The sequence below is a fragment of the Nitrospira sp. CMX1 genome, from assembly GCF_054902215.1.
Window position 1 is genome coordinate 121,340 of the sequence record NZ_JBUBKD010000074.1, and the last position, 16,641, is coordinate 137,980.

Annotated in this window: 15 protein-coding genes and 1 tRNA gene; all 16 read right to left on the minus strand. The window is 53.1% G+C overall.

The features are described 5' to 3' along the window. Positions 1 to 5 precede the first annotated feature (5 nt). Entirely contained in the window at positions 6 to 941 is a 936-nt protein-coding gene (locus ACYX34_RS18830) for a Rieske 2Fe-2S domain-containing protein (RefSeq protein WP_462078113.1), read from the minus strand. Further along, entirely contained in the window at positions 941 to 1,750 is an 810-nt protein-coding gene (locus ACYX34_RS18835; protein WP_462078114.1) for a c-type cytochrome, read from the minus strand. Before ACYX34_RS18835 ends, ACYX34_RS18830 begins: the two co-directional genes overlap by 1 nt. Before the next feature lie 40 nt (positions 1,751 to 1,790). Beyond that, entirely contained in the window at positions 1,791 to 3,506 is a 1,716-nt protein-coding gene (locus ACYX34_RS18840; RefSeq protein ID WP_462078115.1) for a cytochrome ubiquinol oxidase subunit I, read from the minus strand. 384 nt (positions 3,507 to 3,890) lie between these two features. Further along, entirely contained in the window at positions 3,891 to 4,373 is a 483-nt protein-coding gene (locus ACYX34_RS18845; protein WP_462078116.1) for a c-type cytochrome, read from the minus strand. Positions 4,374 to 4,435: 62 nt separating this feature from the next. After that, positions 4,436 to 4,969 (minus strand): hypothetical protein, encoded by a 534-nt coding sequence (locus tag ACYX34_RS18850; protein WP_462078117.1) that lies wholly within the window; start codon positions 4,967 to 4,969, stop codon positions 4,436 to 4,438. Between the two features lie 460 nt (positions 4,970 to 5,429). Next, a complete protein-coding gene (locus ACYX34_RS18855; RefSeq protein WP_413936570.1) occupies positions 5,430 to 5,822 on the minus strand; it encodes a hypothetical protein in 393 nt (130 codons plus the stop codon). Between the two features lie 65 nt (positions 5,823 to 5,887). Then, positions 5,888 to 6,904: an adenosyl-hopene transferase HpnH gene (hpnH, locus tag ACYX34_RS18860; RefSeq protein ID WP_413936571.1), complete on the minus strand. Its 1,017-nt coding sequence runs from the start codon at positions 6,902 to 6,904 to the stop codon at positions 5,888 to 5,890. A gap of 583 nt (positions 6,905 to 7,487) precedes the next feature. Continuing rightward, a tRNA-Cys gene (locus ACYX34_RS18865) sits at positions 7,488 to 7,562 on the minus strand. 62 nt (positions 7,563 to 7,624) lie between these two features. After that, complete coding sequence (locus ACYX34_RS18870; protein WP_462078118.1) at positions 7,625 to 8,983, minus strand: glycosyltransferase 87 family protein; 1,359 nt, start codon at positions 8,981 to 8,983, stop codon at positions 7,625 to 7,627. A gap of 95 nt (positions 8,984 to 9,078) precedes the next feature. Further along, complete coding sequence (ispG, locus tag ACYX34_RS18875) at positions 9,079 to 10,263, minus strand: flavodoxin-dependent (E)-4-hydroxy-3-methylbut-2-enyl-diphosphate synthase (protein WP_462078119.1); 1,185 nt, start codon at positions 10,261 to 10,263, stop codon at positions 9,079 to 9,081. 57 nt (positions 10,264 to 10,320) lie between these two features. Then, positions 10,321 to 12,267, minus strand: coding sequence for a 1-deoxy-D-xylulose-5-phosphate synthase (gene dxs / locus ACYX34_RS18880; protein WP_462078120.1), 1,947 nt, complete (start codon positions 12,265 to 12,267; stop codon positions 10,321 to 10,323). 421 nt (positions 12,268 to 12,688) lie between these two features. Next, on the minus strand, positions 12,689 to 13,888 hold the full coding sequence (locus ACYX34_RS18885; protein WP_462078121.1) for a BamA/TamA family outer membrane protein: 1,200 nt from the start codon (positions 13,886 to 13,888) through the stop codon (positions 12,689 to 12,691). A 28-nt stretch (positions 13,889 to 13,916) separates the two neighbouring features. Continuing rightward, a complete protein-coding gene (locus ACYX34_RS18890; RefSeq protein WP_462078122.1) occupies positions 13,917 to 14,516 on the minus strand; it encodes an MlaC/ttg2D family ABC transporter substrate-binding protein in 600 nt (199 codons plus the stop codon). Positions 14,517 to 14,629: 113 nt separating this feature from the next. After that, complete coding sequence (gene mlaD, locus ACYX34_RS18895; protein ID WP_462078123.1) at positions 14,630 to 15,073, minus strand: outer membrane lipid asymmetry maintenance protein MlaD; 444 nt, start codon at positions 15,071 to 15,073, stop codon at positions 14,630 to 14,632. 12 nt (positions 15,074 to 15,085) lie between these two features. Further along, the gene (locus tag ACYX34_RS18900) at positions 15,086 to 15,844 is read right to left on the minus strand and encodes an ABC transporter ATP-binding protein (protein ID WP_462078124.1); all 759 of its coding nucleotides are present in this window, start codon (positions 15,842 to 15,844) and stop codon (positions 15,086 to 15,088) included. A gap of 2 nt (positions 15,845 to 15,846) precedes the next feature. Then, complete coding sequence (locus ACYX34_RS18905; RefSeq protein WP_462078125.1) at positions 15,847 to 16,569, minus strand: MlaE family ABC transporter permease; 723 nt, start codon at positions 16,567 to 16,569, stop codon at positions 15,847 to 15,849. Positions 16,570 to 16,641: the final 72 nt, after the last annotated feature.

Below are 16,641 nucleotides of genomic sequence, written 5' to 3' on the forward strand. Positions count from 1 at the left end.
CGCGCTCACACAATCCGAATTTGAGACTTTGTACCGGCCTTAAATTCCATATCGATGACCTCAACCTCGCCGGAAGGTGAAACCTTCACCGGCAATGCATCCAATCCACGGGGAGCCGGCCCATCAAGGACTTTTCCGCCTGCATCATAAATGCTCAAATGGCAGGGACAGAGAAACACCTGCCCAAGCGCCTTATGCTGGCGCCACTTGAAGCCACAGCCAAGATGGGGACACTTACCGGAAAATGCGATATAGGGAACATCTTTTTTGTTTGTCCAGATGGTCTTTCCCTTGGCGTCGTGAAATTCGACATCTTTCCCCTGATATACCCTTTCCAGCAAGTCGGGAGTCGCCCGGAGAATCCAGACATTCTTCTCGACTTCATACTCGGGCATGTACACCTCTTTGACCTGCTTCTTGTATTTAAACTGAGTCCCGACATCCTCCTGTTTAATCTTGCTCACGTTCCCGACCTTGAGCCATGCGTTATCAAACTCAGCATACATGGGCTTCATCAGAAACCGGAGGATGGGGTAGGCAAGGGGAAGGCCGATCAAAAACCCAATGACATGGGTAAAATTCATGAAAAATGTGCGACGCTTGACGCTCTTTTCCAAATCAGGAAGAGGGACGAGGACCTCACCGGGAGTGACATGGAGATTGTCTTCCAGATGGGAGATCTCCACTTCGTGCGTTGTGACATAGTCTTCTCGCTTGAACGGAGGTAACGACAGGATCTCCGCCGACAGGACGCGTAGCTGAACCGCGTCGTCCGTGACGTCCTGCACCTGGGCCATCGTAACCTGTCGCTCCCCACTGCCATTCATCGACACAACAATGTGGCTGATTTCATGAGAGAGGGGATCCAGCACTACTCGGGTAACTTCCCCGATGTCGTGATCCGTACACCGGACCTTGGATTTCAATTTAGGTTGCAGCATTACTTTTTCTTGATCGGCTTGGGAGTATTGACTGCAGCGTTCTTGAAGGAACCTAACCAGGTGGCAAGCGCCAACATTTCCTTGGGGTCCATGAGATCTTTGAACTTATCCGGCATAATGCCCTTCTGCCATTCCTTGTCATAGCCCTCGGCCATAAAACTCTTAGGGTCGGCAATTTTTTGCTGAATCTCCTCGATCGTCAACAAGGTTCCGATGTTATCCAACTCGGGCCCCCGTTTCTTGCCCCCTTCTCCTCTTAACTTGTGACAGTTGTAACACTCCTGCAATTGCCACTGCTCTTCACCAACCTTCATGATGTCACCGGAAGCTCCACCACTACCCGCAGCAGACTTATCTCCAGCAGGAGGAGCCTGGATGGTTGCAACCGCCTGTCCACCGCCGACCCCCTTCAGCCGATCCTCCAATGCCTTCACTTGCTGATCAAGAGCCTTCGCGCGAGCGATCAGCTCTTCCGTCTTCCCCTGGGCCGACTGCTTGCGCTCTTTATCGAGAAGTTTCCCAATCTTGGCCTTTTCATCCTCAGGGTCGAACTGCGGCAAGAACGACGCACCGGCGACGCACACCGAGATCAAGAAAATCCAGAATGCCATCACGGCGAGAAATGACATCCCTCCACTCATCACATTCATGGCCTTGGCATCAAGAAGCGCAAATGTCACGGCCCCGATCAGCGAGACGACAAAGAATAAGAGCTGGAAGCTAACCGGCACTTCTTGCGAATTCGCAATGGCAACCAGTCCACCACCCACCACCAACCCGACCGTTAGTTTTTTAAATAAATTCCACATGTGATTTTTCGCTGCCTCGCTAGACACTCCACTAAGGTGATTACTTGACCGGGACAGGAACAGGACTCCCTTCAGACTCCTTAGCCTGCGCCACCACAGACGGCCGAATGGCAATCAGTGCTGCAACCGTCACCACAGCGATAAAAAATACCGTAATCGCGGTAATCCACCCGGCAGAATACGAAAGCGTGGGCGTAAAAGACTCCACGCTGAGATCTGACACCAGACTGTAGGTATGGAAATACTTCTTCAAGAGCGATCGCACCGCCCCCATTAATCCCATAATCCAGGTTGACGTGAACGCCAGGAAGATCAAGACGAATTGAGCGGCGAAATCGATCTTCCCCCAAAGAATTGTCCCCTGCTTAATCGCACGGTTGTACAGGACAAAGTTGACGACCGTGACAAACACTAACGTCAAGATGGCGGACAGCTTCGCCGGCATCGACGACAAATAGTCCCACCCTTCAGGCAACTTTAACTCATCAGGCATATCGGTACCGGTGGCGACAAATCCAGCAGGCGTGAGCCAAACGGCATCGCTAATAAGCATAATGATAAAACCAATCTTGATAACGGTCCGCGCAGAGACCGTCATCGGAACAACCCGACCCAGGAGGAAGGGAGACAGCGCCAGCGGCAAGAGAATCGCCAGCGACATGGGATCCGGAATCCACCAGCTATTCATGACCCACATGGTCACCGGGAGTAAGACGATCAGGACAATCGGCGCCAGGACTGTAATCCGAACATTATCGGCTCCCTCAATACGCTTGACACTCAGCCAACTATAATAGTTGATCCCCAGAAAGAGCAGGCCGATCATGATCCCTTGCATCTCAAAAAACATCGACAGCTGATCAGCCATCATGTACGGACAGAACGAAAAATCATAATCACACATCTCATAGGCCAACAATAACCCTGTGAACGGCTGCAATAGCGACCCGCCCACCGCAATCCAGATCGCGACGAATCCCATCCAGTCATAATACGCCCGCTCTTCCTTCGTCTTGGCCGCCATATACATGTAGGCAGCAATCATACCGACAATGAAGCCGCCAAAGGCCACATTCCCATCGATTCGATGAAGGCTCAGCGGAAACCAGCTTTGATTGGCAATCTTGTCCCACAAACTCGCCGTGATAATGAAGTCTTGCGGCGAAACACCCTCAGCCTTAGGCGGTGTATTCATAAACGATGTAGGCCCATTGATCACAAACAAGATCAGCAGGCACACCACATTCAGCAGAACACCCAGCGCAATATGACGCGCCTTCTTTTCGCCCTTCCAAATATCCCATGTATAGAGATACGCATACATAAGGATGGTCTCAGCGATAAACAACGCCGGATACAGGATCGCAAACACGACATAGAATTGATTGATAAATGAGGTCGTGAACTGCGGATAGGCAGCAAGAAGAACAAAGATAAACAAACCGCCGGTCACCGCCGTCATGCTGAAAAGAATCACCGTCACTTTCGTGACTTCTTTTGCGAGACGATCGTATCGAGGATCTTGCTTACGATAACCCAGCCATTCCGAAATTACGACGAAGATTGGGGCCCCAAGAATGAAGGCAGCAAATAGAATGTGCAGCTGGGCGACGATCCAAACAGCCGTTCGATTTCCAGTATACGGGAAATCCACAGAAGACGTCCCTGCCTCCTGCGCGAACACGTCAGCAACACCCATCACGCACAGCAGAGCCAGAAGAGTGAGAGCCAGGAGACTGCTCGAATGTGTTTTCACGGTACCTCGATGCCCCCTATCCTTGTAAGAAGAATCCAACACAAAGGAGCCTCTGACTTATGACCGCTTTTGCCATCAGCATGTCGTCGCACCCCTAATCAAGGCCAGAGCTCCACACGAAACAGACACCTACATCAGGAGGGACGAGACTGTTTAGCGCGCGCGAAAGTCGATCCACAGAACAGCCCCAGAAAACCATCAAAAACCGACGAGAGTATCTCAGATTCATTGACCATGACCGAATAAGTGAATCCCTGAGTACCTTACAAAAAATCCCTGAGACCTCCCGTTCGCCTGATATTCCACATGAAAAGATTCACCACTCTCATCACGTTGGCAAATAACCGCACTCACCACAATAGCTCAACCCCTAAATCCCAATCGTCACTTGGCGCCTGCGTCAACCCACTGACTCTTTTCCACACTCCAAACTTTTCCAGGCAGACCAAAACTTCGCTCAAACAAGACAAGCTTCCATCGGTCATCTTCCGAGAGCTTACTTTTCCATCCCTTCATCTTGGTATTGGGCACCCCCTCCGAGATCCGCCAAAACCATACAGAGTCAGAATAGAGTTTCATGCGTTCTGGATTTCGAAAGTCCGTGGCCCCTGCCTTGACCGGCTTCCCATCTTTCCCGTGACAGCTGGCGCAATTGACATCCGGATTCGCCTCACCTACAAAAAGCTTACGCCCTTCTTCCAACTTTTGTGCATCTCCCCACCATCCTGACGGCATATGCTTTTCTGCATATTCAGCAGGGGACGGAGGTGGAGGCACGATTGGGCCTTCACCCTGCTCACCCCCACCACACCCAACGAGCAATCCAAGAATCAGCACAATCGGGACATGACAAACTCGGAACCGCATAGAGACGACCGTCTATCTCCATATATATCGATAATTACAACCCCACCAACCCAAGACCGTCGTCAGCGATGCCCTCTCTTCTTACCTTGAGGCTTCCCCCTCACCTTCCCGCCACCGGAGCTCAGGAGTCGCATCCCAATGGCACCACCAGCCACCACAATAACCGCCCCACCGCCCCACCATATCCACGATGGAGAATTGCCCCCGCCACATCCACTCCCAAAATCAACTCGGATCTTCCGATCACTCTCAAGATCCTTCGGGTCAAATTCCACTTTCAGATTCTTCTGCTCTCCCCTTGCCTCAATCAGCAGCGGATCCCCAAGATTGTCATTGTGAAGATGGAACATGGCCTTATAGTAGCCATCTCCATCGGTCTTGACGACCTGACCATAGGAAATCCTAGTATCCTTGACAAGCACATCAGTATTCGAGAGACCCGCGCCACCCTCCCCACAGACATACCCTTCGACCTGGAAGCGGTGGTCTGCCTCGTGCGTCGCTGAGGTAATGGAAGGAAAACCTGCGCTCACCGCGATACAACCCGCGACTACGAGTACCCGTCCCGGCGCTCTCTTGCCAAACTTCACACTCACGTACGGACTCGTCGTTCCCACAAAAAAATACACGCCGTTGGAGCCCGAGCGCGCTGCATCGGGGCACGGGTTTCTAGCACAGCAACTGGTCTTTGTCAATGAAAAGACAGGCCTTCTGAGAGGGACAAGGACGGCCAGGGCCGTCGGTTGTTAGGATCTAGAATACATGTATAGAAGATGACGTGAGCGAGGATATGAAAACCGATCGGTCTTGTTCACCTCTCCGTCGGCACCCAACGGGTGAGGCTTCGACGCTTCACGGGGCAAGAGAGCGATCCCTAGCTGCTCTGCCATCCCCTTCGACTCAGGTAGGTTCTACTTTATTCAGTACGCCCCACGGACGGGGATGATGCGAAGAAAATGCGATGACGAAATCCATTTTGTCCGGATAACCAGGAAAGCTGAGCCGCATCGATCAGGCGTTCCGTCGGTCACGCGCGGCTTCGCTTTTCAGGGTTCGCTAGAGGTAGCCCCGTGTGCGTGCATCCTCTTCGACGCGAGCCGCTTCTGCGCGGCGCTCGGATTCTTTTTTCGACGCCCAGGCCTCCCACGACTTACCGTTTGCCGTATCTTCGCCGGTAAAGGCGATCGAGATGATCGATGCGTAGGGGATAGTGCGAGGGGAGGGATTGTCCTCGGGAAAAAAATCGACGGAGGGATACTCTCCGCTGGCGTGGCGGTTAAAGAGAAACCCGACGATGCGCTCACCCGATGCCAGCTCAAGTGTTACATCGCCACGGTAATCGAAGGCCATCTCAATGGCCTCCGCCTTTTCTTGTTCCGTGGCCGGCGTAAACATACGGCCTTCCAAGGAACCGGATGGACTGGATGAATGGCTCTTGGTATCAGTCATAACAAGGCCCCGTCAAGCGTGCGTAAAGACTCGTGCCATGGTTCGACGAATGACGTGTGACGCAATTATCGCGAGGTGGGCATTAATGTCAACTTCGCCGTACGCGCAAAGCCTGACACGGTGCCGAACGTATCACTTACCGCCGAAGCCTCATATCCACAATGGACCATGCATTCGGCGCATTTCTCGTTGGCGCTTGTGCCGTAGTCCTGCCAGGCCGTCGTCTCCATCAACTCGCGGAAACTCTTCGCATACCCTTCCTGCAAGAGGTAACAGGGCTTCTGCCAGCCGAACACATTGTACGTGGGATTCCCCCAGGGCGTGCACTGATACTCTTTCTTCCCCATCAGAAAATCCAGGAAGAGCGGCGACTGATTGAACTTCCACGACCCCTTCGGCTGACCGAGAATCTTCGAGAACAGCTCCTTTGTCTTGGCCTTCTTCAGGAAATGTTGTTGATCCGGCGCTTTGTGATAACTATAGCCCGGCGAAATCATCATGCCTTCCACGCCGAGCGACATCATCTCATCAAAGAACTGGCGCACCCGATCCGGGTTGGCATCGTCGAACAGCGTGGTGTTCGTCGTCACGCGATGGCCCAGCCTCAGCGCTTCCTTGATCGCCTTGACCGCCACATCGTAGACCCCGTCTCGGCAGACTGCGAGATCGTGCTCCTTCTTCAATCCATCCATATGTACACTGAACGTCAGATACTTCGACGGTGTGAACTCTTTGAGTTTGCGTTCCATCAAGATCGCATTCGTGCAGACATAGAGATAGCGCTTCTGTGCCACCAAGCCCTCAACGATCCGTCCGATTTCGGGATGGATCATCGGCTCCCCTCCTGGGATCGCGACGATCGGCGCACCACATTCCTCAGCCGCGGCCCAGCACTGCTCAGGAGTCAACCGCTTATCAAGAACATGATCAGGATACTGAATTTTCCCGCAGCCGGCACAAGCCAGATTGCAGCGAAACAGCGGTTCCAGCATCAACACCAAGGGATATCGCTTGATCCCCTTCAGCTTATTCGAAAGGACATAACTCGCCACGGTATACATCTGGGAAATCGGAACAGCCATTCCGCTCTCCTTCACCTAGCTGATTGTACTTTTGAAAGCCCTGTATATCTGAACAGCTACGTCATGTAGCTGTACTTGGAAGCACAAGAATGTTCGGGATTGTAACATCTCACCCATAAGTCGTCAATTTCCTTGTCAACCAGACCAGGAGGGAACTCGCCTCATAATTACTCTCCCCTCATCTCCATCAGCCTGAAGCCAGCACCCATTTGCCCGTCGAGGCTTCCTCTTTCGTCAGAGCCTTCCCAAGCACCATACATGAAACCTATGTCCAGGGTGAGTGCAACGGCTGCAACAAGATTTCGCCTTCGGCTCGGACAGGCGCCACATGGAAGGCAATGAGTATGACGAGGATCCATCTCATCGACACAAACAATCAACCTGATTCACTGTCAACGCTGAAAGACCTCTCAGGTTTTTATTTCTCTTTGACTAGGCAGGATGCGACACCCAATAGGGAAGCACAGCCAACAGAACAAGGAGGACAGAACACGGGGTAACCAAAAGCACTCTTGAAGAGTTTGTTCCCTGGCTCTTATGAAGAGCACCTACGTTCGATGAGCTGGGAAGCGAGCGTGCGGTTTGGAGGCGCCGAGCGGGTTCGAACCGCTGCATCGCAGTTTTGCAGACTGCTCCCTTACCACTTGGGTACGGCGCCCCAGAACCGGTATTATAATCGCTTCGTTTTCTAGAACTCAAGACAAGAACGACACAAGCCCATTAGATCTCATTTGCAATTCGAGGAGAGGCAGGAAGCATAGGCTCTGACTGGAGGGGAGAGGACGCCTCTCTCTCCTTCGTACTGAGAAGCAAACCATACAAGATGAGCATGGCAATACCGAGGTGATGATAACTTTTCAAGGCTTCCCATCTGACTCTCCCCACGACTTCATAATTCAGTACCATCGTCAGGACCACATACACCGCCAACATCGTGTACCCTGTGCGGCTCAACGCTCCGCTCATCTTTGTTGCGGCAGCTACGACGATACAGGCCGCCGGTATCATCCAAACGAGATGCTGATCCCACGTGATGGGTGAAAGAAACAGTGCCAACAGGAGGACTCCCGCGCACTCTCGCCCCCATTCCGAATCTCCAGGCCCTTGAAATGTTCGCCGACTAGACCAGGCGAATAGTCCGACGATACAGATTACAGCCACTCCAACAATAGCGTTCGCCAGCGGTGCAGGAAGATCCAACACCGGCTTGTAACTCTCATCTACTTGCCGCAATCGATGAGTTGGGGGATACGTCACAAGGTACCGCAGCATAGTATGGCGGAGCGAAAGGTTGGCCTTCTGCAGCTCATTTTCCTGTCGCCCCTCCACCTGTCGATCGAGTACCGATAACACCGCATTCCTCGTCCATTCCATGTGATGGTCCCACCAACTCGTCGGTCCCATGTAGAGAATGGGCAGTAGAATCCAAAGAACAGTCGCGAGGACCGTGTACCAGGCAAGCCGCCACTGCCGCTTCCAGAGCAAGAAGAGCACGAAGAGCGCAGGCGTAATCTTCAGGACGATGCTGAATCCCATCAAGGCAGCTCCCAGCCATTCTCTCCCGAGCCATATTGCGTAGATTCCACCGGCGATAATCCCTAGCAGCATGAGATGTGGACCGCCGTCATCGAGATCGTTCAAGATGAACTGGAGCGTTAATGCTCCTGCGCCGACTCCCATCAGCAATCGACTCCACGGTTCCGTTACGGATGAAGAACACACCATCCGGTGAAAGAATATCACCGTCATGACTAAACATCCGATAGCCACCGCATACCGCAGGGCCAGACTTGGATTTCTGTCCAGTATGAGCAGCGGAGCAAAATAGATCCCGGTGGTGGGCAAATACATATAGCAGTAGTCATTGGCGTAGAGGTAATCGCCGGTGAGAAAACGCCGGCCGATCTCCCGATGGATATCAATGTCCCGGAAGTGATACGAGCGTCCAAAGGAAATGATGTAGCCGTGGACGACCGCAGCAATGGTAAGGCCGAGCTTTGCCAATCGGACAAAGAGAGGAGAGACGGCCAAGTCACGAATCCATCGGATGATCGATTGCAATCGCATTGTGCCACGCACAGTGACATGAGCCACGAGAGCACGTCAATTGTTTCTTTGACGAGCTAGGCCTACGATCAAGTCGGGTACGGAAACACTGCAGCGTGGGAGCTGAACTACCTGTGAGGCAAGACTGGAATTTCTTTACCGAGCGTCGAGGGCTGATCGCCCTGAGGAATCAGAGGTTCCCATCCGTCACCAGCACCGGAAGCAACCAGCTCACCGTTTCTTTCCGCTTCTTTCTCTTTTGCAAGCTGCTCCACTTCCACAATCAGCGTATCCATCAATTCTTCCATCGGGACCTTCCTGACGAGTTTCCCTTTCTTGAACAAAATACCTTTTCCCTCGCCACCGGCAATCCCAATATCGGCTTCTTTCCCTTCTCCGATGCCATTCACGACACATCCGAGCACAGAGACGTTCAGCGGCGTCTTAATATGGCCGAGTTTCTTCTCCAGTTCATTCGCCATACGGACGACATCGATCTCGACCCGTCCACAGGTGGGGCACGCAATGACATTGATACCACGATGCCGCAACTCAAGCGACTTGAGAATCTCGTAGCCGACCTTCACTTCTTCTACCGGATCGGCAGCAAGCGACACCCGCAATGTATCTCCGATGCCCTGCGAGAGAAGATATCCCAGACCCATGGCTGATTTTACAGCGCCGGTCATCGCCGTCCCGGCTTCGGTGATGCCGATGTGCAACGGATAGTTCGACTGCATCGCAAAGAGATAGTAGGCATCGATCGCATGGTGCACATCGGATGCCTTGAGTGACACCTTCATATTGGTGAAGCCGACATCCTCGAGCGAACGCACCGCGTTCAACGCCGACTCGGCCAAGGCTTCGGGGGAAGGCCAGCCGTATTTCTCCAACAAGTGCCGCTCGAGCGATCCGCCGTTCACTCCAACACGGATGGGAATGCCGTGGTCATTCACGGCCTTAATAACTTCTTCGACTTTCCACCAGGCGCCAATATTACCAGGGTTGATCCGGACACAATCGACAACCTGCGCGGCTTTCAGGGCAAGCCGATGATCAAAATGGATATCGGCGATCAACGGCACCGTCATGGCCGCCTTGATCTTTGGAAGAGCGGCCGCCGCTTCTTCGTCCGGCACGGCAACACGGATGAGTTCGCAGCCGACTTCTTCCAATCGGCGGATCTCCTCGATAGTTGCAGTGGCATCGCGCGTGTCGGTCGAGCACATCGATTGCACGGACACCGGCGCATCACCGCCGATCTTCACCGTGCCGACTTGAATTTGCCGAGTTTTTCGCCTTGTGATATGCATCGTCCTAAACCGACTCGCTCCTTACTGGTTACTTTTCACATTGCCCGTATTCTTGGGTCAGCTCCCCTGTTCATCGCCATGTGGAAGATGACCGGCATGTACGGCACCGACAAACTGTGTTTTCCCCGCTGGGGCCTTGCCGATCAACTCCTTGACGCTTTGATAAATCCCCTCCGCCGTCAACCCATATCGTTCTCGCAGCAAATCTTGCGGCCCCTGTTCGATATACCAATCAGGCAAACCCAGCACCTTGGCCTTCACACCGGAGACACCCGCCTCCGCCAACGTCTCAAGCACCGCGGAGCCGAACCCGCCCATCTTACAGCCTTCTTCAACCGTCACGACATACCGAACGCGTTTCGCCACATCCACGACCATTTCCTGATCGAGGGGCTTCACAAACCGAGCATTGACGACTGCCGTAGAGACGCCTTCTTCGCTGAGTCGCTGAGCGGCCTCCATCGCTTGCCATACGGAGACCCCAATCGCCATGATCGCCACATCGGTTCCATCCTTCAGCAATTCACCTTTCCCGATCGGTAGCGTGTGCGGAGCGTCATCCATTCTAACGCCCAGGGTCACTCCACGCGGATACCGCACAGAAATCGGGCTATTGTATTCCATGGCTGTTTTCATCATGTGCTGAAGCTCGTTCTCATCCTTTGGCGCCATCACGACCATGTTGGGAACATGACGCAGGAAGGCATAATCAAAGGCACCGTGATGAGTGGTTCCATCCTCAGCCACAAGACCGCCACGATCAATACAGAATGCCACGGGAAGATTCTGCGTCGCCACGTCGTGCACGACTTGATCATAGGCCCGTTGGAGAAACGTCGCGTACATCGCCACGACCGGTTTCAGTCCTTGCGCCGCAAGCCCTGCCGCAAAGGTCACGGCATGCTGTTCCGCAATACCGACATCGTAGAGGCGGTCTGGAAATTCTTTCTCAAAGGCTGTCAGGCCTGTCCCTTCACACATTGCCGCCGTGATGGCCACGATGCGCTTATCTTCACGAGCCAATTTGACTAACGCATCCATTGCGATCGCCGTGTACGAAGGACGTGCGGCTTTTTTCGCAGGAACACCCGTCTCTCGAACAAACGGTGGGCAGGCATGAAACCACACGGGATTCTTCATGGCCGGCTCATAACCGAGTCCCTTTTTCGTAATGATGTGGAGAAGGACCGGTCCCCTCATTTTCAACACGTTCTCAAGTGTGGGGAGGAGATGCTCAAAGTTGTGCCCATCGATGGGACCACTATATTGAAACCCAAGCTCTTCAAACAGCAATCCAGGGAGAATCACGCCCTTTGCAAGCTCCTCGGCACGACGGGCGAGCTTTTGTATATCACTGCCGATATGAGGAATCTTGCCCAACAGCTGCCCCGTCTCTTCACGCATCCTCCCGTAAAACTCACCCGTAATCGTCCGACTCAAATAGGCAGAAATCGCTCCGACATTTTTCGAGATCGACATCTGATTGTCGTTGAGAATCACGAGGAAATCTTTCCCGAGCCCTCCGGCATGGTGCAGACCTTCAAGCGTCATGCCGGACGTCATCGCCCCGTCACCAACGACACACACGACCTTATGCTTTTGCTTCAGCTGCTCACGGGCTTCCACCATACCGAAAGCAGCCGACACCCCAGTCCCGGCATGCCCGGCATTGAACGTGTCGTATTCACTTTCTTCACGCTTGCAGAATCCACTCAGTCCTCCATACTGTCGAAGCGTATGGAACTGCTCTCGGCGACCGGTCAACAGTTTGTGCGTATAGGACTGGTTACTGGTGTCCCATATAATCTTGTCGGTCGGTGTATCCAAGAGATACTGCAGCGCGACAGTGAGCTCGACCACTCCTAAGTTTGAGGCTAAATGTCCTCCCACATTGGAGACCGCACCGATGATCTGCTCACGAATCTCTTGGCACAATGCCGGAAATTGGTCTGGAGATACTCGTTTCAGATCAGCCGGACTATGGATCTTCTTCAAGATGGACATGGATGGTCTCCTTCGTTGGTCTACCATCGACGATTGCCGTCTTTGGCAGGAATACGCTGCCCGTGATGTGAGCTAGGAGCGAATTTTGGGTGGAGTTTCACACAGGAACCATGTGAAGTCAAGTACTTACGAAAGATGCGCCTCCTTCGAAATCCTCTGAACGCTGTCAGTCCGGAGGAACCTCAACGTAGCCCTCAATCCCTCCACAGTCGAGACCGAACACGGCATCATCCTCCGTGGCTTTCACCTTGGGCCAACGTGCAGGAGGCTCCACGTACGACACAGCGGGTGCTTCGCCTCTTCACCGGCAGGAACCTTGCCTAAGCCCATGTTGAGAATACGATGGGCGACTCAGATTCGACTTCGAGCGTTCTGAAGATCTCACCCGCCGCTGAAGCAGGAAGGATATCTCACCGACTGGTTAATAGGGAAAATCGAGCCCCGCAAAAATAGCACTCCCCTCTTTGCTGAATCCCCAATCGATTCGCCCTACTACATTGGGTCTGATGATTCCGCGAAATCCGACACCCGGCGTGATCCGATAGTCTTTGAAACTCACATTCTTGAATGAGTTAAACACCTGTCCGGTATCGAGGAACGGCGCCAGTTCAAAATCCGCCATGACCCCGGCAAGGCGAGTGCGCAGAATATGAATCCGCTCTTCGACACTGAACGCAATCATCTGCTTATCGATGTAACGATCCATTCCGAACCCGCGCAGATTATTCTGCCCGCCGAGTGAACTTTGCTCATAAAATGGCACGTCGGTGCCGAGGGTGGCTTGCAGCTCACCACGAACCACGAGAATGGCGCGCTTGGATTCGCTCGCAAACATCTTCTTGACCTCGATCCCATACCGCGAATACAGCGGCTCTACACCCCGCTTAAAGTTATAGTTCAGCTCGGCATAGGCGGTGACGGCCATTCCATCGGTAGGCGTGACGAGGTTATTGCGCGTATCGTAATGGAAACTGATCCGCTGCCCCAAAATCGTGGCCCCCTCCATGCCGGGAGCCTCCGGAAACAGGTCGCCAGAAAATGGGAACAGATCTGCGGCGCCCTGCTGGATCGGTTGCATATGCCGCAGCCGCTGACTGACCGCGATTTGCGTGACCTCGTTGGCATAGATACCGAACTTCCAATTCAGTCTTGTTTCAGAAGCCGTGTAGTTCGTCTGATCTCCTTTGGCAGTCGTCGGACCCAACCCGAAAAAACGCATGGTGGCGTTCTTGAAGTGCATGGCACTGAACCCGATGCTGTATCGACCATTACTGAATCCAGGATCGACATAGCTCAACAAGAATTTCCGCTCAATACGCTCCGACCAGGACGCAATGCCTCGGAGCTCTTTCCCACCCGGTTCATAGCGGAATAGATTGACCGTTCCACGCGTACCGACAAACGAGTTATGCACCACCATGGGAGCGACCAAATACTTCAGATCCCCATCCGGTCCCGTGAAGAGAGCCGGCACAATCAACCCGAAATCGCTGCCGTCGTTTTTGCTGGTACTGATGGCGGGAATTGGGAAAAGCTTTACCTCCGCCTGAGCCTGATTGAGAGGCACCAGACAAAAGATCATGAGCAATGCAAGGACAAAGCGAATCGCAAGGCTACGCATATGCGTGTTCATAGCTTGAGAAACGACGCTATGGCGCCTTGAACTTCCCGGATTTTTCTCGAAGCTCTTCCAGAAGACCTGCAAAAGATGATTTTTCAATAACCCGATCAAACTGTGAACGAAAATTTCTCACAAGACTGACGTCCTCGATCTTCACATCATAAACACGCCAATCTCCCGCCTTATGGATAAGCTGATAATCGGCTCGGAGTGCTGATTTCTCAGATAGGATTTTAGTAAGTACTTCAGCATATTCTTTCCCCTCTATATGCTCAACCCGCTCACGGAGATATTGAACCCCTTCTCCAGAATAGCTTTCGATTCTATTGGCATAGGTTTTGATCAGCAGCGACCTGAAGAGATCGACAACTTCCTTGCGTTGATCAGGCGATACGCCTTTCCAATGTTTCCCAAGCGCGCGTTCCGTGAGCTCTTCATAATCGAATCTGTCTCCGATCACTTTCTCTAGGAGAGAGCGACGCTCTTCCACTTTTGATGGCTGTTTAAATTCCTTATTGGCGAGAATTCGCAATACTTCGTCGATGGTCCCCTTCATTGCTTCTGTGGGTGGCCCAGCAATGGCAGGCTCTACTCCAACCCATGAAAGGCATACGGCCAGAATTCCCACGGAACAGATAATTCGTAAGTGCTTGCGCAGATATCTCACCTGTTCGCCAAATCCATGCGCCATGAATTCCTCCCGCTGATGTCATTTCCATCAACATACCGTCGGTTCCGCAATCAATTTATTTTCCCGTGAACGTATTGGCTCACCAATTCCTCTAAATCGAGGCCGGACTCCGTATCTCGAATCGTATCACCCGGCTTCAACGAATCGCCCCCTCCACCCGGCGATAGGGACAGATACTTCTCGCCGATAATCCCTCTCGTCTTGATCGATGCAATGGTATCCGAATAGAGCTTCGTCCCATTGTGCAACCCCAGCCGTACGAGAGCCCGATCCTCCTTCAGGCTGATCGCCTTGACTCGCCCCACTTCAACGCCGGCTATTTCCACTGCCGCCCCCGACTTCAATCCCGTCGCGGAGTTGAACAGCGCATCAACCTCGTAAACATCTCCGCCGATCAATTCTAGTTTCCCCAGCTTGATGGAGAGATACCCCAAGCAGATGACCCCGATCAACACAAAGACCCCGACAATCATCTCCAGCTTGGCTTTCTCCATCACGCGACTCCTTTAGCGAGCAAAACCGGGACTTGCCGTCAGCACTGTCCCTCCCACCGAAATGAACTCCTTGATTTCAGGATCCGTGGTACGTTGAAACTCGGATGGTTCGGCCATCGCCGCAATCTTCCCGTGCTTCAAGATGGCCACGTAATCCGAAATCCCGAAAATTTCCGGAATTTCATGACTCACCATCACAGCGGTAAACTTAAATTTTCGTTGCATACTTGTAATCAGATCATGAATCGATTTGGCCATGAGCGGATCGAGTCCGGTGGTCGGTTCATCAAACAGAATAATTTCCGGTTGCATGACCAACGCGCGTGCCAACCCTGCGCGCTTGCGCATGCCTCCGCTCAATTCTGCCGGAAACTTATGCCCCATTCCGCTTAAGCCGACTTGATCCAGCTTCTCCTCGACCCGGCTGGTCACCTCCGGTCCCTTCAAGCGGAGTCTTTCGCGGAGAGGGAACGCGACATTTTCAAAGACAGTCAGCGAGTCGAATAGCGCCGCCCCCTGGAACAACATCGCGAACCGCTTCCGGACCTCGTTCAACGCATGCCCGCGCAGCCGTGATATCTCGACGTCGTCGACCCACACTTCGCCCGCATCAGGCTGGAGTAAGCCGATCATGTGTTTCAGCAACACACTCTTGCCTTCTCCACTGCGACCGATGATCGTGGTAAGCTTCCCTTGTGGCACCGCCAGATCGACGCCTCTCAAGACCTGCTGTCCGCCCAATGTCTTGGTCACCCCGACCAGCTTCAGCATAATTAAAGATTAAAAAGCAGTGCCGTCAAAAAATAGTCCCACACGAGAATGAGGACCGACGACAAGACGACCGCCTCGGTCGTGGCGTTGCCCAAGCCCTCGGCACTCATTCTGGTAAAGAATCCCTTATAGCAACAAACCCAACTGATAATCAGCCCGAAACTGATGGATTTCAAAATGCCTCCATAGACGTCTTTCCACTCCACTGCGGATTCAATGGAGTTCCAGTACGTACCGGCATTCACCCCAAGCAGCTCAACTCCCACAACATGACCACCGTAAATTCCCACGACGTCAAAAATCGCGACCAAGAGCGGCACACCGATCAACCCTGCAACCAGCTTCGGCGCGATGAGGTATTGGAGTGGATTGACGGCCATGGTATCGAGCGCATCGATTTGTTCCGTAATCCGCATGATTCCGATCTCCGCCGTCATGGCAGACCCAGCCCTTGCCGTCACCATAAGTGCAGCCAGCACCGGCCCCAACTCACGAATCATGCTGACCGCCACGGCTGCGCCAAGCAACCCCTCCGATCCGAACTTCCTCAATGTATGATACCCCTGCAACGCCAACACCATACCCGTGAACGTCGCGGTCAGCACGACGACAAACGTCGATTTATAGCCGATAAAATGGAGTTGCTTGACGGTTTGATTGACTCGAAACGGGGGACGTGCCAACCAGCCAAAGGCCGACACGACAAAGATCAGCATGCGACCCATTTCGGCCACGTAGATGAGAGCCCTACGCCCTAGTGCTTCAAGAAATGTCGTAATCACGGTGTCGACGCACAA